Raw genomic sequence first — 20132 nt, 5'->3', positions numbered from 1 at the left:
GTCAGGCTCCCTTCGTCGCGCGTCGCTCGGTCGGCTGGGTCACCCGGTCGAGCATCAGGCCCAGGCAGACGATCGCGGCACCGGCCACCAGACCGGTCGCCAGGTCGCCCTGGGCGAGGCCGAAGGCCACGTTGTAGCCGAGGGCGCCGCCGCCGACCAGGCCGCCGATGATGACGACGGCGAGGACCAGGACCACGCCCTGGTTGACGGCGAGCAGCAACGACCGCTTGGCGAGCGGGAGTTGGATCTGCCACAGCTGCTGCCTGCCGGTCGCGCCGAGCGAGCGCGCGGACTCCAGCGCGGCCGGGTCGACCTGGCGCAGGCCCTGCGCGGTGATCCGGACGACGGCGGGCAGCGCGTAGACGACGGCCGCGGCGACGGCGGGGGCGCGGCCGACGCCGAACAGGGCGACGACCGGGATCAGGTACACGAACTGCGGCATGGTCTGGAACACGTCCAGGACCGGGCGCAGGGCGCGTTCGACGCGGTCGCTGCGCGCGGCGGCGATGCCGGTCGCAAAGCCGAGGACGAGCGTCACGGCGACGGCGGCGAGCACCTGGGAGAGCGTGTCGAGGGCCGGTTCCCAGACGCCGAGGACGCCGATCGCGGCCATGGCGAGGACGGCGGTCAGGGCGGTGCGCCAGGTGCCGATCGACCAGGCCAGGGCGGCGACGATCAGCAGCACCGACCACCAGGGCAGCCACTGCAGACCGCCGCGCACGGGGTCCAGGACCCAGGTGGTGAAGTGCCCCGCCCAGTCGGCCGTACCGCCGATGACCGGGACGCCGGAGTAGAGGTGGTTGGTCATCCAGTCGACGGCGTGGTTGACCGGTTCGGCGATGTCGAGGGTCCAGCCGGAGGGCCAGTCGAGACGGCCGAGGAGCCGGGCGGCGAGGGCGACGGCCACGGTGACGCCGAGGGCGTAGGCCCAGCCGATGGTCTTCGGGCGGGTGGTGCCGGCGCCTGCCGCACCGGTCACCCGGTCCAGGACGATCGCGAGCAGCACGATCGGGATGCCGGCGGCGAGGGCCTGGCCGACGTCGACCGAGGCGAGCGCCTGGTAGACGCGGTCACCGAGGCCGCCGGCACCGATGACGGAGGCGATGACGGCCATGGACAGCGCCATCATGATCGTCTGGTTGAGGCCGAGGAGGAGTTCGCCCCGGGCCAGCGGGATACGGGCGGTCAGCAGCCGCTGGCGGCGGGTCGCGCCGAGCGACTCCACGGCCTCCAGGACTTCGGGGTCGGCGCCGCGCAGGCCGAGTGCGGTGAGGCGGGCCATCGGCGGGGCGGCGTACACGACGGTGGCGAGCACGGCCGCGGGGACGCCGATGCCGAAGACCAGGACGACGGGGAGGAGGTAGGCGAAGGCCGGGAGCACCTGCATGGTGTCCAGGACCGGGCGCAGGGCGCGGTCCAGGCGGTCGGACAGGCCGGCGGCGAGGCCGAGGAGCGCGCCGACGACGACGGAGGCGAGGACGGCTACGACCATGAGCGCGAGGGTCTGCATGGTCGGCACCCACATGCCGAGTGCGCCGCAGGCCAGGAAGGCGATCGCGGTGCCGGCGGCGAGGCGGGGGCCGGCGAAGCGCCAGGCGAGCAGGGCGCCGAACGCCGTGACGCCGGTCCAGCCCGCGGCGAGCAGGGTGAGGTAGACGGCGCGTACGGAGAGGACGACCGCGTTGCTGATGTAGCCGAAGAAGTAGAGGAACAGGGGGTGGCTGTCCCGGTGGTCGATGACCCAGTTGCTGGCGCTGGTGAGGGGTTTGTCCAGGCTGACGGTCAGGTGGTGGGGCCATGATCCGCCGTGGAGCAGGGGCAGCAGTACGGCGGTGACTAGTGCGAGCAGGAGCAGTTTCGCCGCGGTCCGGCTCTTCAGCAGGCGGAGGGTGTTCGTGCGGGAGGAGGTCGGGACGGTGAGCGTTGCCATCAGACGCCCTCCGGGCTGGTGCGGGGGCCGGGTATGGACACGTCCATGCCGGCCACGACGTCCAGCAGCAGTTCGTGGTCCACGGTGCCGACGCAGGTGCCGTCCTCCAGCACGCACGCCGGTGTGCCGGTCTCGGCCACGGTTCGGATCGCGTCCGCGACCACCGCGTCGGGGGCGAGCGCGCCCGGGTGCTCCGGGCCGCCGCAGGCACCCGGCTTCATGGCCGTACGCACCGTCATCACGTGCTCGCGTGGCACGTCCCGGACGAACTCACGGACGTAGTCGTCGGCCGGGGAGCCCACGATCTGCTCCGGGGTGCCCAGTTGGACGACCTTGCCGTCGCGCATCAGGGCGATGCGGTCGCCCAGCTTGAGGGCCTCGGAGAGGTCGTGGGTGATGAAGACCATGGTGCGGCCCTCCTCGCGGTGCAGGCGGGCCACCTCGTCCTGCATGTCGCGCCGGATGAGCGGGTCGAGGGCGCTGAACGGCTCGTCGAACAGCAGCACCTCGGGGTCGACCGCCAGTGCCCGTGCGAGCCCCACGCGCTGACGCTGGCCGCCGGAGAGCTGGGCGGGGCGGCGGTGTTCCATGCCTTCGAGGCCGACCTTGGCGACGACCTCGGCGGCCCGCGCGCGCCGCTCGGCCTTGCCCATGCCCTGGATCTCCAGGCCGTACGCCACGTTGTCGAGGACCGTGCGGTGCGGGAGCAGACCGAAGTGCTGGAAGACCATGGCGGCCCGGTGCCGGCGCAGTTCGCGCAGGCGGGCCTTGTCCATCGCGCGGACGTCCTCGCCGTCGATGGAGATCCTGCCCGCCGTCGGTTCGATGAGGCGGGTGAGGCAGCGGACCAGGGTGGACTTGCCGGAGCCCGACAGGCCCATGACCACGAAGACCTCGCCCTTGCGGACGTCGAAGGAGACGTCCCGGACGGCCGCCGTACAGCCCGTGCGGGCGCGCAGGTCGGCGGGGTCGAGGGCGCCGAGTTCGGGGTCGGCGGGGATCCGCTGCGGCTTCGGTCCGAAGACCTTCCACAGGCCGGAGACCGAGAAGACGGGGGTGTCGGTGGTGGGCGGCTTGCGGGTGGGGACGGTGCGGGTCATCGGGCGTCACCTTCGATCAGGTCGACGGCTTTCTCCCCGACCATGAGCACCCCGATCATCGGGTTGACGGCGGTCATGGTCGGGAAGACGGACGCGTCGGCGATGCGGATGCCGTCGAGGCCGCGGATCTTCAGCTCCGGGTCCACTACGGCGTGTTCGTCGTCGGCGGCGCCCATCTTGCAGGTGCCGGCCGGGTGGTAGACGGTGTGTGCGACCTTGCGTGCGTACTCGCCGAGTTCGGCGTCGTCCTGGATCTCGGGGCCGGGGCAGACCTCGCGCTTGAGCCAGCTCGCGAGGGGCTCGGTCGCGGCGATCTCACGGGCGATGCGGATGCCGTCGACCAGGGTCCTGCCGTCGTAGTCGTCCTCGTCGGTGAAGTAGCGGAAGTCCAGGGCGGGTTTGACGGACGGGTCGGCGCTGGTCAGGTACAGACGGCCGCGGCTCTTCGGCTTGGGGATGTTGGGGGTCATCGAGACGCCGTACGAGGGGCGCTCGTAGCCGAGCCGCTCCGGGTTGTCCATGAACGGGATCTGGTAGAAGTGGAACATCAGGTCCGGGCCCGCGTGTCCGGGGTCGCGGCGCACGAACAGGCCGGCGTCGGAGTCCATCGCGGAGTTCTCCGGGATCGGGCCGTGGGTCTCCCAGACGATGACCGACTCGGGGTGGTCCAGCAGGTTCTCGCCGACGCCGGGCAGGTCGTGGACGACGGGGATGCCGAGGGCTTCCAGATCCCCGCGGGGGCCGATGCCCGAGTGCAGCAGCAGGCGGGGCGAGTCGACGGCGCCGGCGCACAGGACGACCTCGCTCCGGGCGCGGATCAGCAGTTCCTCGCCGTCCTTGGTGCGCACGTGGACGCCCTCGGCGCGGGTGCCGTCCAGCTGGAGCTTGTACGCCCAGGTCTCCAGCAGGATGGTGAGGTTGGGGCGCTGCTCCATCACCGGGTGCAGGTAGGCCACCGACGCCGAGGACCGCTTGTTGTTCTCGGGGTGGTAGGCGAGGTCGAAGAAGCCGACGCCCTCGGTGAACGGCTTCCTGTTGAAGCCCTCGACGCGGGGGACGCCGAGCGCGGCCTGGGCGGCGTCGACGAAGTCCCGGGCGATGGCGTTCCGGTCCTTCTCGTCGACGGAGACGATGTTGTTCTTCAGGCGGGCGAAGTAGGCCTCCATGGGCACGGCGCCCCACCCCTTGGCGCCGGCCTCCTCCCACTCGTCCCAGTCGGACGGCAGCGGCTTGAAGGAGATGAGGGTGTTGTGGGAGGAGCAGCCGCCGAGGACCCGGGCGCGGCTGTGCCGGATGTGGGAGTTGCCGCGGGGCTGCTCCACCGTCGGGTAGTCGTAGTCGAGGTCGCCGCCGAGCAGGCCCATCCAGCGGCGCAGGGTGAGGACGTCGTCGCGGCCGACATCGCTCGGGCCGCCCTCGATGACGGCGACGGTGACGTCCGGGTTCTCGGTGAGGCGGGAGGCGATGACGGAGCCCGCCGTGCCGCCGCCGATGACGACGTAGTCGTAGACGTGGGGGGTGTGGGACATGGGGGTGTTACTCCAGGGGGTGTTTCCGGGGAAGAGGGGTGCTCAGCCGGCGAACCAGCGCACCGGCTTCGGCGCGAGGTTCTGGTACACGTGCTTGGTCTCGCGGTACTCGGCGAGTCCGGCGGGCCCCAGTTCGCGGCCGGTGCCGCTCTTGCCGAAGCCTCCCCACTCCGCCTGCGGCAGGTAGGGGTGGAAGTCGTTGATCCAGACGGTGCCGTGGCGGAGGCGGGCCGCGACGCGCCGGGCCCTGCCGGGATCGGTGGTCCAGACGGCGCCGGCGAGGCCGTACTCGGTGTCGTTGGCGAGGAGGACGGCTTCCTCCTCGGTGCGGAAGGTCTCGACGGTGAGGACCGGTCCGAAGACCTCCTCGCGGACGACCCGCATCTCGCGGTGGCAGGCGTCGAGGACGGTCGGCTCGTAGAAGTAGCCGGACTCCGGGCGGTCCTCACGGGGTTCCGGCCGCTTGCCGCCGCAGCGCAGTACGGCGCCTTCTTCCAGCGCGGAGGCGACGTACGCCTCGACCTTGGCGCGCTGCTGCGCGGAGACGAGCGGGCCGCACTCGACGCCGTCCGCGGTGCCGCGGCCGAGCCTGATCTTCCGTGCGCGGCGGGCGAGTTCGGCGACGAAGCGGTCCCTGACGGACTCCTCGACGATGAGGCGGGCGCCGGCCGAGCAGACCTGGCCGCTGTGGATGAAGGCGGCGTTGAGGGCCTGGTCGACGGCGGTGTCGAAGCCGTCCTCTGTGGCGCAGGCGTCGGCGAAGACGACGTTGGGGTTCTTGCCGCCGAGTTCGAGGGCGACCTTCTTCACGGTCGGGGCGGCGGCCTGGGCCACCTTGGTGCCGCTGGCCAGGCCGCCGGTGAAGGAGACCAGGTCGACGTCTGGGTGCTCGGCGAGCCGGGCGCCGACGGTGTGGCCGGAGCCGGTGACGATGTTCGCCACTCCGGCGGGCAGACCGGCCTCCGCCAGCAGCTCGATCAGCGCGATGGTGGTCATCGGGGTGATCTCGCTGGGCTTGACCACGAAGGTGTTGCCGGCGGCGAGTGCCGGGGCGATCTTCCAGCTGGCCTGGAGGAGCGGGTAGTTCCAGGGGGTGATCAGCGCGCAGACGCCGACCGGCTCGTGCACGACGACGCTGTGGATGTCGGGGGAGCCCGCGTCCACGACCCGGCCCGGCGCCTCGGCGGCGACCAGGTCGGCGAAGTAGCGGAAGGCGTCGGCGACACAGTCGATGTCGATCCGGCCCTCCTCGACGGTCTTGCCCGCGTCCCGGCTCTCCAGCAGGCCGAGTTCCTCGCGGCCCCGCAGCAGGAGATCGGCGACGCGGCGCAGCAGGGCGGCGCGTTCGGCGACCGGGGTGTGCGGCCAGGGGCCGTGGTCGAAGGCGTGCCGGGCCGCGGCCACCGCGCGCTCGGCGTCCTTCTCGTCGCCCTCCGCGACCACGGCGAACGGCCGGGCGTCCGCGGGGTCGAGGATCTCGCGCGTCGCGCCGGAGATCGCTGGAAACCACTCGCCTCCCGCGTGGATGGTCGCCTGGGCCTGTCGTGCCGTTCTGTCCGCCATGATCGGTGTTGCCTTCCGTTCCTGATCCGTGCCCCTGTGTCACACGCGTGTCACGCTCGGGGACCGTCGCCGCCTGCCCAGGTCGCGCACCTCGCATGCGCAATCGACCGCCGAAAGTGCGCGGCATCACACCGGAACCACCGCAGGGCGAGCCGGAATCATTTAATTCCAGAATTCACGGAATGTAATTTCTTGTGTATTCATAATTCCTTCAAGCGTGCGTCAACATGCACCGAACGGCTCACCTTTCCGGTCTACGCATTCGCCCGAATGCCCCAAAGCCCGCCTCCGGTGACCCTCGTTAGGTGATCGTGAAGCGATTGGACTGGCAGACAGCCGAGGATCATCCGACGACCACTCTGCGCTGGAGCGGCGAGGTGGACATCACGTCATGCTCGGATCTGCTCGAAGATTTCCTGACGAGAATCACGATCATGGAAAATGAATATCGGCGGACGATGGCAGATTTGTACCAGGCGTCCTGAGGCGGGGAAGGAGGTCAATCGATGGACACCTGGAGCGTCCCGGAAGCGGACATCGCGCCGAACGACTGGGACCCGGTCGAGGAACTGGCCCAGATACTGGCCACACCGACCAGCGTGCGCCCCGTCGCCGCCCCGCTGGTGCCGCCGCCGCGCAGGAGCGGCCGCCGACGGCTCCGTCCGGAATCGCATCTGCTCGACGGCGGTCGACGCGTCACGCACATCACGCTGCTGATCGCGACGGTCTCCCTGTGCGCAGGGTGCATGCTGGCCTGGTCCGTCTGCTATTCCTATGGACAACTGCGCGAAATCGCCTCGTCGGTGCTGCCGGCGAGAGTGGCGCAATACTGGCCGCTGACGGTGTACGGGCCATGGTTCGTGGCAGCCCTTTCCGTCCTGCGGGCCACCGCTCAACGCCGCAGCGCGTGGCGCTCCTGGTGCATTGTGCTGGCCGCTTCGGCGATGGCCGTGGTGCTGTGTGTCAGCCACTCGTCACATGCGCTGCTCTCGTTAGTGATCTTCGGGATTCCGCCGGTCACCGCTCTGGTGTGTTTCTGGGAACTGGTCGGCCAGATCGCGATCAGGAGCCGCCCCCGGCACGCCACGCACAACGTTCCGCCGAAGCCGACACCGTGAATCCGGTCCGCCAACGCCATGGACGCGGCGTCCTGGACGATCACTACCTCGGTCAGGAGCGCCCGCTCGGCGAGGCCCGGCTGCTGTTCGAGACAGGTGAGGGGGTGTCCCTGCGGGAGCTGCGCGGGCGGCTCGGTCTGGACGCCGGTTTACCTCAGCCGGACGGCGAAGGCCCTGGAGGCGCAGGGCCTGGTCCGGCTCGCGGTGCCCGCGCACGACAACCGGCCACGCATGGTCATGCCGACCCCGGCCGGCCGTGCCGAGGGGGCTGAGCAGCAGCACCGCGCGGACGCCCTCGCCGCCGGTCTCCTGGCAGGCCTCACCCCCGCCAGCGGGCCGAGCTGACCGGGGCCATGGCGACCGCGGAGCGGCTGCTGTTGACTGGCCGGGATCAGCGTGGAGAGCGTCAACGGTGCTTCGGCGGACGCGCGGGCCTGTCTGGACGCCTACGCGGCGGACATCGACGCGCGCTTCCCCGAGGGCTACGACAAGGCGGCCCTGGTCCGGCCCCGAGGAGGTGACCGGGGCCGCCGGCGCCTTCCTGGTGGCGTACGAGGAGGGGCGGCCGGTGGGCTGCGGGGCCCTCAGCCGCCTCGCCCGCGGGGTCGGCGAGATCCGGCATGTCCGGGTGCGCCCCGAGGCGCGCCGGCTGGGGCTTGCGCGGCGGCTGCCGGCGGCGCAGGCGCGCGGCCCGGCGGTCGTACGCCTGGACACGCACGCCGTGCTCACCGAGGCCCGGTCGATGTCCCGGGCGTGCGGGTACACCGAGATCCCGCGCTACAACGACGACGTCTACGGCGGCCACTGGTTCGAGAAGCGGCTGCTCCCTGAGGACGGCGCCTGACATCCTTCGTCCGAGGCCGAGTTCGGCCAGAGGGACCCCGCACACGGCAGAGCTCGGCATCCCCAAGCGGGATGCCGAGCTCTGCCGTGTCTCCGGAACCCTCAGATGAGGCCCAGCGAGCGAACCGCCTCGCGCTCCTCCTCCAGCTCCTTCACCGACGCGTCGATGCGAGCACGGGAGAACTCGTTGATGTCCAGGCCCTGGACGATCTCGTACTTGCCGTCCTTGGTGGTGACCGGGAAGGAGGAGATCAGACCCTCCGGAACGCCGTAGGAGCCGTCCGACGGGATGCCCATGGACGTCCAGTCGCCCTCGGCCGTGCCGTTGACCCAGGTGTACACGTGGTCGATCGCGGCGTTCGCGGCGGAGGCGGCCGACGACGCGCCACGGGCCTCGATGATCGCGGCACCGCGCTTGGCGACGGTCGGGATGAAGTCCTCGGCCAGCCACTTCTCGTCGCCCACGACCTCGGCGGCGTTCTTGCCGGCGACCGTGGCGTGGAAGATGTCCGGGTACTGGGTGGCGGAGTGGTTGCCCCAGATGGTCAGTCGCTTGATGTCGGCGACCGTCGAACCCGTCTTCTTCGCGAGCTGGGTGAGCGCGCGGTTGTGGTCCAGGCGGGTCATCGCGGTGAAGCGCTCGGCCGGGACGTCCGGCGCGGCGGCCTGCGCGATGAGCGCGTTGGTGTTGGCCGGGTTGCCGACGACCAGGACCTTGATGTCGTCCGCGGCGTGGTCGTTGATGGCCTTGCCCTGCGGCTTGAAGATGCCGCCGTTGGCCTCCAGCAGGTCGCCGCGCTCCATGCCCTTGGTGCGGGGGCGGGCGCCGACCAGGAGGGCTACGTTGGCGCCGTCGAAGGCGACGTTCGGGTCGTCGGTGATGTCGATGCCCTGGAGCAGCGGGAAGGCGCAGTCGTCCAGCTCCATGGCCGTGCCCTCGGCGGCCTTGAGCGCGGGCGTGATCTCCAGGAGGCGCAGCTTGACCGGAACGTCCGCGCCGAGCAGCTGGCCGGAGGCGATGCGGAAGAGCAGGGCGTAACCGATCTGGCCGGCCGCGCCGGTGACGGTGACGTTCACGGGAGTGCGGGTCATGGCGTTCTCCGTATGACAGCTGGCGGTGGGGCGTCCCTGCCCCGGGCGGATGATCGATCTCTCGGCGTCAAGAGATCGATCCAGCGGTCAGGCTATCGCGCATCCGGCATGCGAGACGTACAGGGCCGTGTGGCTCACCCCACAAGTCGGACACATGGCGAAACGAAGGGGCGGCCGCCCGTCCGGGAGAGGGGGAGAGGACGGAGGCGGCCGCCAGGTGGGGGTACCGGTTTGCCGGACTCCCGTGGGGGTACTGGGCCGCGTGCCCGGAATCCGGCCCACCATGCACCCGGCCCCGGAATTTCTTTCTCCCGGTTCAGCGCACGGTCCGCGCCGGCTCTACTTGGTGCACCCCGTCCGCCCGGATGCCAGGGTCGCGCAGGCCTTGGCCTCGGCCGCGTTCTTCACCGCGACCATCGGGGTGTAGGCGATGGTGTCGCCGACGCCGGAGGTCTCGCCGGTCTGCCGGGCCGTCCCGACGGAGATCTGGACCTTGTCGCCCTCGGCGGCGCCGGTGATGCGGCCCCAGGCGGTGCCGCAGGCCCTGCTGTAGCGGACCTCCAGGGTGGTGGTGCCGATGGTGGCGGTCCTGGCCGTGGTCACCAGGTCACCGCTGCACCCCATGGCCTCGGCGTCCTTCCCGTCGCAGGCGGAGCCGGTGCACTTGACCCCGGGCGGCGGGGTCGCGTGCGTGGTGGCGCTCGGGGACGGCGGCTTGGCGGCGTTGTGGTGCTTGCCGCCGTCCCGGTTGGTGAAGAAGAAGACGGCGCCGATGACGACGAGCACGCCGACGAGCCCCGCCAGGAACATGATCATCCGCTGCCGCCCCGCGTTCCCGGGGGCCGGGATGCCTCCCCCGGCGGGACCGGGTACCTGTGGCCGGCCGTCGTACGGGTTCGGGGTGTTGGGGGTCCAGCCGGGGCCCTCGGCCGAGCCGGCGGGCCGCACACCGTTCGCGGCAGCGACGCCGGGGCGGGCGCTCGCCTTCGACGGACCCTGATACCCGGCCAGGCCCCAGGAGTTGGCACCCGAGTTACCGCCACGCCGCCCGACGCCGTCCCGGCCACCAGGACCGAGGCCCGCATCCTCAGCCGACCCCAGGCCCGCCCCGTCGCCCGCACCCAGCCCCGCCGCGTCGGCCACACCCAGCCCCGCCGCGTCGGCCGTACCGAGTCCCGCGCCATCGTCCGCAGCAAGGCCCGAACCGCCGCCCGCACCACGCCCGAAACCACCGCCCGGCCCAAGCCCCGCTCCCCCGGCCGAGCCACGACCGGAACCGTCGACCCGATCACGACCGTCGGCCCGATCCCGACCGTCGACCTGATCCCGACCGTCGACCCGACCACGACCCTCGGCCCGACCACGCCCGTCGGCCCGATCCCAACCGTCGACCTGATCCTGACCGTCGGCTCGATCCCGACCCTCGATCCGACCACGACCCTCGGCCCGATCAGGCCCGTCGACCCGATCACGACCCTCGGCCCGATCACGCCCCGCCCGCTCCCGTGCGTCGGCGTCGGGGGCCGTTGGCTGGGTGGGGATAGTGGGGGAAACGCCGGCCGGGCCGGCGATCCCCATGGCCGCGTCGGTGCCCTTGCGGCCGGACGGGCCGCCGGTCGCCTCCGCCGCGCCGAACTCCCCGAGCGCCGCGCGCGCCTGGGAGATGCGGATCGCCTCCATCGTTCGGTCGTGCCGCATCTCGGCCCGGCTCCAGGCGCGTTCGGCCAGCTCCCACATCGTGGTCAGATGCACCAGGTTGGTGCCGGTGACCTCGGCGAGCGCGACGATCGCGCCCTTGGGCGCGAGGAGCCGGCCGCCCAGGTAACGCTCCCAGGACGTCTTGCTGTAGCCCGTGCGGTCGGCGAGTGCCGCGACGCTCAGGCCGCTGCGGTCCACGAGCCGCCGCACCTGCTGGGTGAACTCCTTGATCTGCGGATCCAGTTCCTCCGGCAGATCTTTCCAACGAGGCATCGCTTCCCCCCTACTTCCCCCGTCACGGCTACCCACAAGGATGCACTGCCTGAGGATCCCAGTTCCCGGAGTGGGGGCGCGCAGGAGCACGGACGGCGCGCGCGGACACCGTAGCGGAACGGTCACTTCCGTGCCACAGCGCATGGACAGGCGTTGAACAGGCGGTTCTTGGGCGGGAGGCTGATTCCCGGCGGTGGTTCGCCCTTCCTCGGGGGAGAGGGCGAACAACCGTTCAGCGGGCGTCGAGTTCCGGTCGGCAGGATCCGGCGGCGCGCGGTGCCACCCGCTACTTGCTGCTGCTGAGCGTGACGTGCAGGAGGTCCTTCAGGAACGGTATCTGCAGCCACGGATTGGGCTGGGCCATCATCGCCAGCAGGACGATCGCGAGGCCGAGGACGCCGTAGGTGGCGATGTCCGTGAAGCGGGAGCGGACGGCGAGCATGCCGACGCTCGGCAGTATCCAGCGCATGACCGCGCCGGCCAGCAGGGCCACGCCGATCAGCAGGGTGCCGGCGCGGAACGCGTCGAGGGCGGTCAGCAGCAGGCCGAGCGCGACCCCGCCGAGCACCACGAGCAGGGGCCACTGCCGCGCCGGGGCCGGGGCGTCGCCGGACGCGGCCCGGCCACCGCCCTCGGGCCGCGCGGTGTCCCGGGTGATCCGCGGGAAGCGGCGGGTGGTCCGCTTCCCATGCTCCTCGGCGCCGGTGTGCACTCCGCGGGTGACCGCCCCCGCGCGGGCGTTCTCAGCCGGCACTGCGCTCCGCCGCCTCGACCACGTTGACCAGCAGCTGCGCCCGGGTCATCGGGCCCACGCCACCGGGGTTCGGGGAGATCCAGGCGGCCACCTCGGCCACGTCGGGGTGCACATCGCCGACGATCTTGCCCTCTGCGGTGCGGGAGACCCCGACGTCGAGGACGGCGGCGCCCGGCTTGACGTCCTCGGCGCGGATCAGGTGCGGGGAGCCGGCCGCCGCGATGACGATGTCGGCCCGCTTCAGGTGGGCGGCGAGATCGCGGGTGCCGGTGTGGCACTGGGTGACGGTGGCGTTCTCGCTGCGCCGGGTGAGCAGCAGCGGCATGGGCCGGCCGATGGTGACACCGCGGCCGACGACCACGACCTCGGCGCCCTTGATCTCCACGCCGTGGCGGCGCAGCAGGGTGAGGATGCCGTTCGGGGTGCAGGGCAGCGGGGCCGGCTCGTTCAGCACCAGTCGGCCGAGGTTCATCGGGTGCAGCCCGTCGGCGTCCTTGGCCGGGTCCATCAGCTCCAGGACGCGGTTCTCGTCGATGCCCTTGGGCAGCGGCAGCTGGACGATGTAGCCGGTGCAGTCCGGGTCCTCGTTGAGCTCCCGTACGACCGCCTCGATCTCCTCCTGCGTCGCCGTGGCGGGCAGCTCGCGCTGGATGGAGGCGATGCCGACCTGCGCGCAGTCGCGGTGCTTGCCGGCGACGTACTTCTGGCTGCCGGGGTCGTCCCCGACCAGGATCGTGCCGAGGCCGGGCGTGACCCCCTTCTCCTTCAGCGCCGCCACGCGGGCGGTCAGATCGGACTTGATCGCGGCTGCGGTGGCCTTGCCATCGAGAATCTGGGCGGTCATACCCCCATCCTCGCGGATGACCCGCCCCCGGTTCCAATCCGGGTCCCCCGTCCGCCCGCGCTGTGTCACGACATGATCGGTGATGTTGCACTTGCACAACACCTGCGTCATCCGGCTGGACAAGCCGGTAACCGGTCAAGAACGATGAGCAGACAGTGCAGCGGGCAGCTCATCGGGGGGACGGACCGCATCTGTAGAAACCCTCCTCCGTGCAGTGCCGCGCCTCGTCCCCGCACTCGATCAACGGAGGAAACACCGCCATGAGCTTCGGCGACCCGAACAACCCCTACGGCCCGCCGCAGGGCCAGCAGCCCGGCTACGGCTACCCGCAGGGCCAGCAGCCCGGTTACGGCTACCCGCAGGCCCCGCCCGTCCAGCAGCCGTACGGCGCCGGCGCTCCGATGACGGCCATGCCGGGCAACGTCAGCGCGGCCCGCGTGCTGCTGTGGGTGATCGTCGGTCTGCAGGTCATCGGCGTGGCGATCTTCGCCTTCGCCGGTGTGGCCCTCAACAAGGCCAACAACGACAGCTCCGTCCCGTCCACCCTCCGGGACTACCCGGTCGGCGTGATGTGGGCCTTCGCGGCGCTCGCGCTCGCGTGGCTGGTGTGGGCGGCCGTCCTCGCCTCGAAGTTCACCACCGGTGGCAACGGCCTGCGCGTCACGGCCCTGGTCTTCGGCATCATCACCGCCGTCCTCGCGCTCTACCCCTTCACGGTCCTGGGCATCATCCACCTGGTGCTCGGCATCCTGATCGCCTGCTTCGTGGGCGGCTCCAACGGCAAGGCCTGGTTCAACCGCGCGCGCTACTGAACCCGCCCGCGTGACGGAACAGTTCGCGCCATTTCAACGCCGAGGGCCGTGTCTCACCCGTCCAGGGGGAGGCACGGCCCTGGTGTGTCCCCCTAGTCTGACCGGGTCGGCCGGGGTGGCCGTCAGGCACGGGGAGACGCACCTTGTACAGCATCATCGTCGTACCTCCGCCGACCCCGGAGGACCGACAGGACAGCACCCGGATCCGGCTCGCCCCGGGTGATCGCCTCACCTTCGGACGGGCTCCCGGCAACGATCTGACGATCCCGCACGACGGGGTCTCCCGCCGCGCCGGGGAACTGAGCGCCCAGGGCGCGTTCTGGATACTGAGCAACCTGTCCGCGCGGCAGACCTACGTCGTGGAGAACCCGGAGGGCGCCGGCGAGCACATCAAGGTCGGCCCGGGCCGGCTCGACGCGCCCGTCCCGTTCGAGTTCTCGCGGATCGTGCTGCCCGCCGCCGGGGACCTGCTGACGATCGAGGTGTGGGCGCCGCGCCACGACTATCTGCGGGAGGGGGCCGGGCCGGACGGGGACACCACCGCGCCCGCCTTCTCCGTCGACCGCACCAAGCGCTACTTCGCCGTCCTGGCCGCCCTGTGCGAACCGCGGCTGCGCGGCGACCCGCACGCCCCGCTGCCCACGGTCGACCAAGTCGTGGACCGGCTGCGCCCCGCCTGGCCGGCCGCCTCGCGCACCTCGGTGCAGTGGAACATCGACTACCTCGCGGTGAAGCTGCGGCTCAAGCCCGGCCCGGAGACCGCGGACACCGGTCCGCGCCTCAACGGCAAGAAGGAGTCCCTGGTGTCCCTGGCGCTCCGCTTCGACCTCGTACGGGAGGACGACCTGGTCGTCCTGTCCGCCGCCGACGCGAGCCGTACGGCCCGGTGACCGAGCCGTACGCCGTGCCGGTGCCACGGGGTTACCGGGTCGGCGCCTGGGAGGTGCGCGAGCCGATCGCGACGGGTGCCTTCGGCAGCGTGTACGCGGCCCGGCGCACCGGCGGCTCCGCGGAACTGCCCACCAGCGCCGCCCTGAAGTTCCTGCCGACCGGTACCGGCACCCCGCGCCAACTGGCCCATCTGCGCGACCTCATCGAGCGCGAGATCGACCTGCACCGGCGGCTCAGCCGGCCGCGGCTGATCCGGATGTACGAGTCCCTCGTCGTCGACGACCCGGACCGCCCGGAACTCGACGGCGCCACCGTCCTCGTGCTGGAGCGGGCCGAGGGCTCCCTGTCCGCCCTGCTCGCCGCCGCCCCGCGCCCGGACGCCGGCCCCGCGCTGCTCGCCCAGATCTGCGAGGGGCTGGCCCAGCTGCACCGGGCGGGCTGGGTGCACGGGGACCTGAAACCGGCCAATGTGCTGCTGATGGCGGACGGTTCGGCGCGGCTCGCCGACTTCAACATGGCCGCCGAGCTGGAGGGCACCCACGCCTACACCCCTGCCTTCTCCACCCCGGACTACACCCCGCCCGAGCTGCTGTGGTCGGAGATCGGCGAACGCGGCCGACGGATCCGGCCGTCCGCCGACGTGTGGGCCTTCGGCGTGCTCGCCCATCTCGTCCTCACCGACTCCTTCCCGCTGCCCGGCGCCACCCCGACGGCCCGCCGCGACGCGGCCGCCGCCTACGCGCGGGGCACCGACGCACTGCGCCTGTCGCCCCGACTCCCGGACGTCTGGCGGGAGATCGTGCGGGACTGCCTGGCCCGGACGCACGAGACACGCATCGGCACCGAGGCACTGCTGCGCCGCGTCGAGGCGGCCGCCGGCACCGGCCGCTCGCCACGCCTGCCCCGCCGGCTGTTCCCGCTGTTCCCGCTGTTCCGACGCCGCGGACGCCGGCGGTTGGCCGTCGCGGGCGCCGCCGCCGCGACCGTCGCCGTCGCGGCCCTCGGCTACGGCATCAGCACCTGGGCGGGCGACGGCGATGGCGGCACGGACGGCAAGGCCCTGGCCGCGTACGGCGCCTCCGAACTCCGCACGGACAAGGGCGTCCCGGTGCAGTACCGCAAGCTCATCGTCGACTCCGCCCACGCCTGCCCCGAGCCCGAGGTGACCCCCGCGCTCATGGCGGCGATGCTGAAGGCCGAGAGCGATTTCGACCCGAACCTCTCCGACCCGGCCAAGCACGAGTTCGGCATCGCCCGCTGGACCCCCGCCGTCCTGCGCTGGTACCTGCGCGACGACGGCGCGCCCGCATCGGCCACGCCCACCCCGCCCCTCACCCCCTCCGTCTCCATCCCGGCCATGGGCCGCTACCTCTGCTTCATGGCACCCAATCTGAAGGCCGGCCTGCCCGGCGACAAACGGGTGCTGCTCTCCGCCGCCTACCGGACGTCGTACAAGAAAGTGAACGACGCGAACGGAGTTCCCCCGAGGTACCGCGACTACTGCACCCGCGTCGCCCACTACCTCGAGGAGTACACGCCCCCGGGAAAGACGTGACCCTCAGACGTCCGAGGTACCGGCACGGGGACACGGCTGCGACGGTGGAACCACTCCACCGGGACGTCACGGACATCACCGACGTCAGGCGGAGCAACCGACACCGTTCGTTCACATGGGGGAACACGTGAACATCGCCAAGCCCGCCGCACTGCTCGTCGCGGCCACCGCCCTGCTCGCCGGCTCCACGGTCGCGGCCAGCGCCGCCGCCGCACCGGACGGCACCCGGGTCACCGGCGTCCAGCAGGTCGCCGACCAGGTCCTCGCGGGCCACCCGAAGCCCCTGAAGGCCTCCGCCGACAGGGTCCAGTACGACGGCCTGACCCTCACCAGGGCCGCGAAGGGCGTCGCCGCCAAGGACCTGGACTGCGCCTACGGTCACCTCTGCATGATCGTCAAGGGCACCAAGTTCGACTTCTACAAGTGCCAGACCTGGACCGTGAACAACTGGACCGGCGACGGCCCGTTCACCAACAACCAGACGCCGGGCACGGTTGCCAGGTTCTTCAACCAGGACGGCAGCGTGCGCTGGACCTCGACGGCGTACGAGGCCGGCACGGCCACCTGGGACCCGATCTGGTCCCTGCGCCCCTGCTGACCCGCACAGGCCGACGGCCTCCGGCTCCCTCGGGGGAGGGCCGGAGGCCGTCGGCCTGTCCACGGGTGATGTCAGTGGAAGAAGTGGCGCGTGCCCGTGAAGTACATCGTCACGCCCGCCTTCTTGGCGGCCTCGACGACCTGCTCGTCACGGATCGAGCCGCCCGGCTGGACGATCGCCCGGACGCCGGCGGCGATGAGGATCTCCGGCCCGTCGGGGAAGGGGAAGAACGCGTCCGAGGCGGCGTAGGAGCCGCGCGCCCGCTCCGCACCGGCCCGCTCGACGGCCAGCTTGCAGGAGTCGACCCGGTTGACCTGGCCCATGCCCACACCGACCGAGGCGCCGTCCTTGGCGAGCAGGATCGCGTTGGACTTCACCGCGCGGCACGCCTTCCAGGCGAAGGCGAGCTCCTTGAGCTCCTCGGGGGAGAGCGCCTCGCCGCTGGCCAGCGTCCAGTTCGCCGGGTCGTCGCCGTCGGCCTGGAGCCGGTCGGTGACCTGGAGCAGGACACCGCCGTCGACCTGCTTGGCCTCGACCCGGTTGCAGGGCGCGCCCGGGGCCTTCAGGACCCGGATGTTCTTCTTCTTGGCGAGGGCCTCCAGGGCCCCCTCCTCGTAGTCCGGCGCGACGATGACCTCGGTGAAGATCTCCGCGACCTGCTCGGCCATCTCCCGGCTCACCGGCCGGTTGACGGCGATGACACCGCCGTACGCGGAGACCGGGTCGCAGGCGTGCGCCTTGCGGTGCGCCTCGGCGACGTCCGAACCCACCGCGATACCGCAGGGGTTGGCGTGCTTGATGATCGCGACGCACGGCTCGTCGTGGTCGTACGCGGCACGGCGGGCGGCGTCCGTGTCCGTGTAGTTGTTGTACGACATCTCCTTGCCGTGCAGTTGCTCGGCGTCCGCGAGCCCGCCGCTGCCGTCGACGTACAGGGCGGCCGGCTGGTGCGGGTTCTCGCCGTAGCGCAGGGTGTTCTTGCGCTCGTAGGTGGCGCCGAGGAAGTCGGGGAACCGCGACTCGTCCGCCGGGGCGTAGGAGGAGGCGAACCAGGAGGCGACGGCCACGTCGTAGGCGGCGGTGTGCTGGAACGCCTCCGCGGCCAGGCGCTTGCGGGCGGCGAGGTCGAAGCCGCCGTCCTTGACGGCCGAGAGCACGTCGGCGTACCGCTCGGGGCTGGTGACCACGGCGACGGAGGGGTGGTTCTTCGCGGCGGCACGGACCATGGACGGGCCACCGATGTCGATCTGCTCCACGCACTCGTCGTCGCTCGCGCCCGAGGCGACGGTCTCGCGGAAGGGGTAGAGGTTGACGACGACGAGGTCGAACGGCTCCACGCCCAGTTCGGCGAGCTGCTCGCGGTGGCTCTCCAGCCGCAGGTCGGCGAGGATGCCCGCGTGCACCCTCGGGTGCAGGGTCTTCACCCGGCCGTCCAGGCACTCGGGGAAGCCGGTCAGCTCCTCGACCTTGGTGACGGGGACACCGGCGGCGGCGATCCGGCCGGCCGTGGACCCGGTGGAGACCAGCTCGACACCGGCCTCGTGCAGCCCGCGCGCGAGCTCTTCGAGCCCGGTCTTGTCGTAGACGCTGACGAGCGCGCGGCGAATGGCCCGCTTGCTGCTCTCGGCCGTGACTGTGCTCTCGGCGGTCACTGGATTACTACCTTTCGTCCCTCAATGCGATAGCCGTTGCGGGCGAGCCGCCCCACGACCTCGACGAGCAGCCTTCGCTCGACTTCCTTGATGCGCTCGTGCAGCGCGCTCTCGTCGTCCTCGTCCCGGACCTCGACCACGCCCTGAGCGATGATCGGGCCGGTGTCGACCCCGTCGTCGACGAAGTGGACGGTGCAGCCGGTGACCTTGGCGCCGTACGCGAGCGCGTCGCGGACGCCGTGGGCCCCCGGAAAGCTGGGCAGCAGGGCGGGGTGCGTGTTCACGAACCGCCCGCCGAACCGCGCGAGGAACTCCTTCCCCACGATCTTCATGAACCCGGCGGAGACCAGGAGGTCGGGCTCGTACGCGGCCACGGCCTCGGCGAGGGCGGCATCCCACTCCTCGCGGCTCGCGTGGTCCTTGACCTTGCACACGAAGGTCGGCAGCCCGGCCCGCTCGGCGCGGGCGAGCCCCTCGATGCCGTCTCGGTCGGCCCCTACGGCGACGATCCGGGCGCCGTACCGCTCGGCTCCGGTGCGCTCGATCTCGTCCAGGAGCGCCTGCAGATTGGTGCCGGATCCGGAGACCAGCACGACGAGGCGCTTGACCGCTGGGCCAGCGGGGGTGGCGGCCACGATGGGGCCCTTTCTGGGGTGGCGACGGTTCCGGTCGGCGCTTTGTGCGTTCGCACGAATGCTTCACGCCCCTCGATACAGGGAAGTCTACGAAGCGGCCGACCGTCAGCAACGATACCGGCACACGGGACGACCCCCACGGGACGGGGGCGTGGCCGGAAGGTAGCGTTCGTGGGGAATCAAGAAGGGGGCCGTCTCCAGCAGCCCCGGGAACGCGGTCGTCATGCGGTGCGTTCACTGGGTGACGCTCACGTCGGACTGCCGTATTCACCTAGGGGAAGACGCTCTTTTGATGCCCGATCGCAGCCTGCGACTCCTGACGTTCCCTCTGCGCCCGGCCCAGGGAGGCGAGCGTCGCGCCGTACTGCTGCGGGAGCGGCCGGCCTCGCCGCCGCAGGCGCCCCAGGGCGGGCGCGACGGTGACGGACGGGGCAGCGGGCCACAGGAGGACAATCCCTTCGCGCCGCCGCCCGAGGGTGCGCCGGACCGGCCCTGGCAGCCGCGCCACCCCCAGGGGCAGGGTTCCGGTCAGGGGCAGGGTTCCGGTCAGGGGCATGGCTCCGGTCACGGCGGCGGCTCCCCGTGGGGCGACCAGTGGAGCGACCGTCAGCCCGGGCGCTCCCCCGGCGGCTTCGGCGAGCGGCCCGGCGGCGGCCCCCAGGGCCCCGGCGGCCCGGGCGGCGGCCCCGGCGGCATGCGCTGGGACCCGACCGACCCCGCCCAGCGCCGCGCGCGCTACGCCCTGCTCTCCGGCATGTGGGCCGTCTTCTTCGCCCTGTTCAGCTGGCCGTACGTGGCCCTGCTGCTGGGCGCGCTGGCCCTGTACTGGGGCGTCAGCGCCCTGCGCGCCAAGCCGCGCAGGACGGACCCGGACACCCCGACGCCTCCGCCGGGGGCGGGCCGGCCCCAGGTGACCGCGGCCGTCGGCGGCCTGGTCACGGCATCCCTGGCCCTGGTCCTGGTGGCCTCGACCTTCACCGTCCAGTTCGTCTACCGCGACTACTACACCTGTGTGAACGACGCCCTCACCCACGAGGCCAAACAGTCCTGCGACCGACTGCTGCCGCAGCAACTGCGGGGCGTGCTGGGGGTCGGGAACAGCTGAGCATCCGGCTCGGGGCATGCGGGTCAGTCCGGTGAGGTGCCGGGCGATGGGTGCTCGGTGGGGCCGGGTCGAGGGTCCGGCGGGGGCGTCGGCTCCACAGAGGGTGCCGACTGCGCAGGGGGCGTCGGCTCCACAGAGGG

The 20132-nt window shown here is 71.9% G+C and carries 17 protein-coding genes and 1 pseudogene; 8 read left to right on the top strand and 10 right to left on the bottom strand.

Features of this window, described 5'->3' with window-relative positions; genetic code table 11:
• Position 1 precedes the first annotated feature (1 nt).
• Genes ACZ5NH_RS24880 through ACZ5NH_RS24865 form a run of 4 tightly spaced genes read right to left on the bottom strand, consistent with a single transcriptional unit; the run spans position 2 to position 6122 of the window.
• Positions 2-1930 (bottom strand): ABC transporter permease, encoded by a 1929-nt coding sequence (locus ACZ5NH_RS24880; protein ID WP_468778161.1) that lies wholly within the window; start codon positions 1928-1930, stop codon positions 2-4.
• The gene (locus tag ACZ5NH_RS24875) at positions 1930-3030 is read right to left on the bottom strand and encodes a quaternary amine ABC transporter ATP-binding protein (RefSeq protein WP_468778159.1); all 1101 of its coding nucleotides are present in this window, start codon (positions 3028-3030) and stop codon (positions 1930-1932) included. The genes ACZ5NH_RS24880 and ACZ5NH_RS24875 overlap by 1 nt, the downstream gene beginning before the upstream one ends.
• Positions 3027-4559, bottom strand: a complete 1533-nt coding sequence (locus ACZ5NH_RS24870; protein WP_468778157.1) for a GMC family oxidoreductase — start codon at positions 4557-4559, stop codon at positions 3027-3029. The genes ACZ5NH_RS24875 and ACZ5NH_RS24870 overlap by 4 nt, the downstream gene beginning before the upstream one ends.
• A gap of 42 nt (positions 4560-4601) precedes the next feature.
• Positions 4602-6122, bottom strand: a complete 1521-nt coding sequence (locus ACZ5NH_RS24865) for an aldehyde dehydrogenase family protein (protein ID WP_468778155.1) — start codon at positions 6120-6122, stop codon at positions 4602-4604.
• Between the two features lie 305 nt (positions 6123-6427).
• Here ACZ5NH_RS24865 and ACZ5NH_RS24860 point away from each other — a divergent pair, with 305 nt between their 5' ends.
• The 3 genes and pseudogenes from ACZ5NH_RS24860 (at position 6428) to ACZ5NH_RS24850 (ending at position 8084) form a co-directional block, all read left to right on the top strand.
• The gene (locus tag ACZ5NH_RS24860; RefSeq protein ID WP_388619848.1) at positions 6428-6607 is read left to right on the top strand and encodes a hypothetical protein; all 180 of its coding nucleotides are present in this window, start codon (positions 6428-6430) and stop codon (positions 6605-6607) included.
• Between the two features lie 21 nt (positions 6608-6628).
• Positions 6629-7240, top strand: a complete 612-nt coding sequence (locus ACZ5NH_RS24855; protein WP_388619845.1) for a DUF2637 domain-containing protein — start codon at positions 6629-6631, stop codon at positions 7238-7240.
• Positions 7237-8084 (top strand): annotated as a pseudogene (locus ACZ5NH_RS24850) (GNAT family N-acetyltransferase). Before ACZ5NH_RS24855 ends, ACZ5NH_RS24850 begins: the two are co-directional and overlap by 4 nt.
• 101 nt (positions 8085-8185) lie before the next feature.
• Here ACZ5NH_RS24850 and ACZ5NH_RS24845 read toward each other — a convergent pair.
• The 4 genes from ACZ5NH_RS24845 to ACZ5NH_RS24830 all read right to left on the bottom strand — a co-directional run bounded on the left by ACZ5NH_RS24845 (position 8186) and on the right by ACZ5NH_RS24830 (position 12744).
• Complete coding sequence (locus ACZ5NH_RS24845; RefSeq protein ID WP_450984310.1) at positions 8186-9175, bottom strand: malate dehydrogenase; 990 nt, start codon at positions 9173-9175, stop codon at positions 8186-8188.
• Between the two features lie 339 nt (positions 9176-9514).
• Complete coding sequence (locus ACZ5NH_RS24840) at positions 9515-11146, bottom strand: DUF2690 domain-containing protein (protein ID WP_468778152.1); 1632 nt, start codon at positions 11144-11146, stop codon at positions 9515-9517.
• 286 nt (positions 11147-11432) lie between these two features.
• Positions 11433-11900: a DUF3017 domain-containing protein gene (locus tag ACZ5NH_RS24835; RefSeq protein WP_388619837.1), complete on the bottom strand. Its 468-nt coding sequence runs from the start codon at positions 11898-11900 to the stop codon at positions 11433-11435.
• Entirely contained in the window at positions 11890-12744 is an 855-nt protein-coding gene (locus ACZ5NH_RS24830) for a bifunctional methylenetetrahydrofolate dehydrogenase/methenyltetrahydrofolate cyclohydrolase (RefSeq protein ID WP_388619834.1), read from the bottom strand. Before ACZ5NH_RS24830 ends, ACZ5NH_RS24835 begins: the two co-directional genes overlap by 11 nt.
• Before the next feature lie 260 nt (positions 12745-13004).
• Between ACZ5NH_RS24830 and ACZ5NH_RS24825 the strand changes: the two genes are divergently transcribed.
• From ACZ5NH_RS24825 to ACZ5NH_RS24810, 4 genes are all read left to right on the top strand, one after another.
• A complete protein-coding gene (locus ACZ5NH_RS24825) occupies positions 13005-13556 on the top strand; it encodes a hypothetical protein (RefSeq protein WP_388619831.1) in 552 nt (183 codons plus the stop codon).
• Between the two features lie 143 nt (positions 13557-13699).
• The gene (locus ACZ5NH_RS24820; protein WP_468778150.1) at positions 13700-14446 is read left to right on the top strand and encodes an FHA domain-containing protein; all 747 of its coding nucleotides are present in this window, start codon (positions 13700-13702) and stop codon (positions 14444-14446) included.
• Positions 14443-16002, top strand: coding sequence for a protein kinase domain-containing protein (locus ACZ5NH_RS24815; RefSeq protein ID WP_468778148.1), 1560 nt, complete (start codon positions 14443-14445; stop codon positions 16000-16002). Before ACZ5NH_RS24820 ends, ACZ5NH_RS24815 begins: the two co-directional genes overlap by 4 nt.
• 115 nt (positions 16003-16117) lie before the next feature.
• On the top strand, positions 16118-16600 hold the full coding sequence (locus ACZ5NH_RS24810; RefSeq protein WP_468778146.1) for a hypothetical protein: 483 nt from the start codon (positions 16118-16120) through the stop codon (positions 16598-16600).
• Positions 16601-16671: 71 nt separating this feature from the next.
• On the opposite strand, the gene purH is transcribed toward ACZ5NH_RS24810, so the two are convergent.
• Both purH and purN read right to left on the bottom strand, forming a co-directional pair.
• Positions 16672-18252 carry a bifunctional phosphoribosylaminoimidazolecarboxamide formyltransferase/IMP cyclohydrolase gene (gene purH, locus ACZ5NH_RS24805; RefSeq protein WP_451553416.1) on the bottom strand — a complete coding sequence of 527 codons (1581 nt, stop codon included), beginning with the start codon at positions 18250-18252 and terminating at the stop codon, positions 16672-16674.
• Positions 18249-18887 carry a phosphoribosylglycinamide formyltransferase gene (purN, locus tag ACZ5NH_RS24800; RefSeq protein WP_468778144.1) on the bottom strand — a complete coding sequence of 213 codons (639 nt, stop codon included), beginning with the start codon at positions 18885-18887 and terminating at the stop codon, positions 18249-18251. Before purN ends, purH begins: the two co-directional genes overlap by 4 nt.
• Before the next feature lie 292 nt (positions 18888-19179).
• On the opposite strand from purN, the gene ACZ5NH_RS24795 reads away from it, so the two are divergent.
• Complete coding sequence (locus ACZ5NH_RS24795) at positions 19180-19992, top strand: hypothetical protein (RefSeq protein ID WP_468778142.1); 813 nt, start codon at positions 19180-19182, stop codon at positions 19990-19992.
• The last annotated feature ends 140 nt before the right edge of the window (positions 19993-20132 follow it).

Source organism: Streptomyces sp. NPDC031426, assembly GCF_055581585.1.
This window is presented reverse-complemented; position numbering and strand designations above follow the sequence as displayed.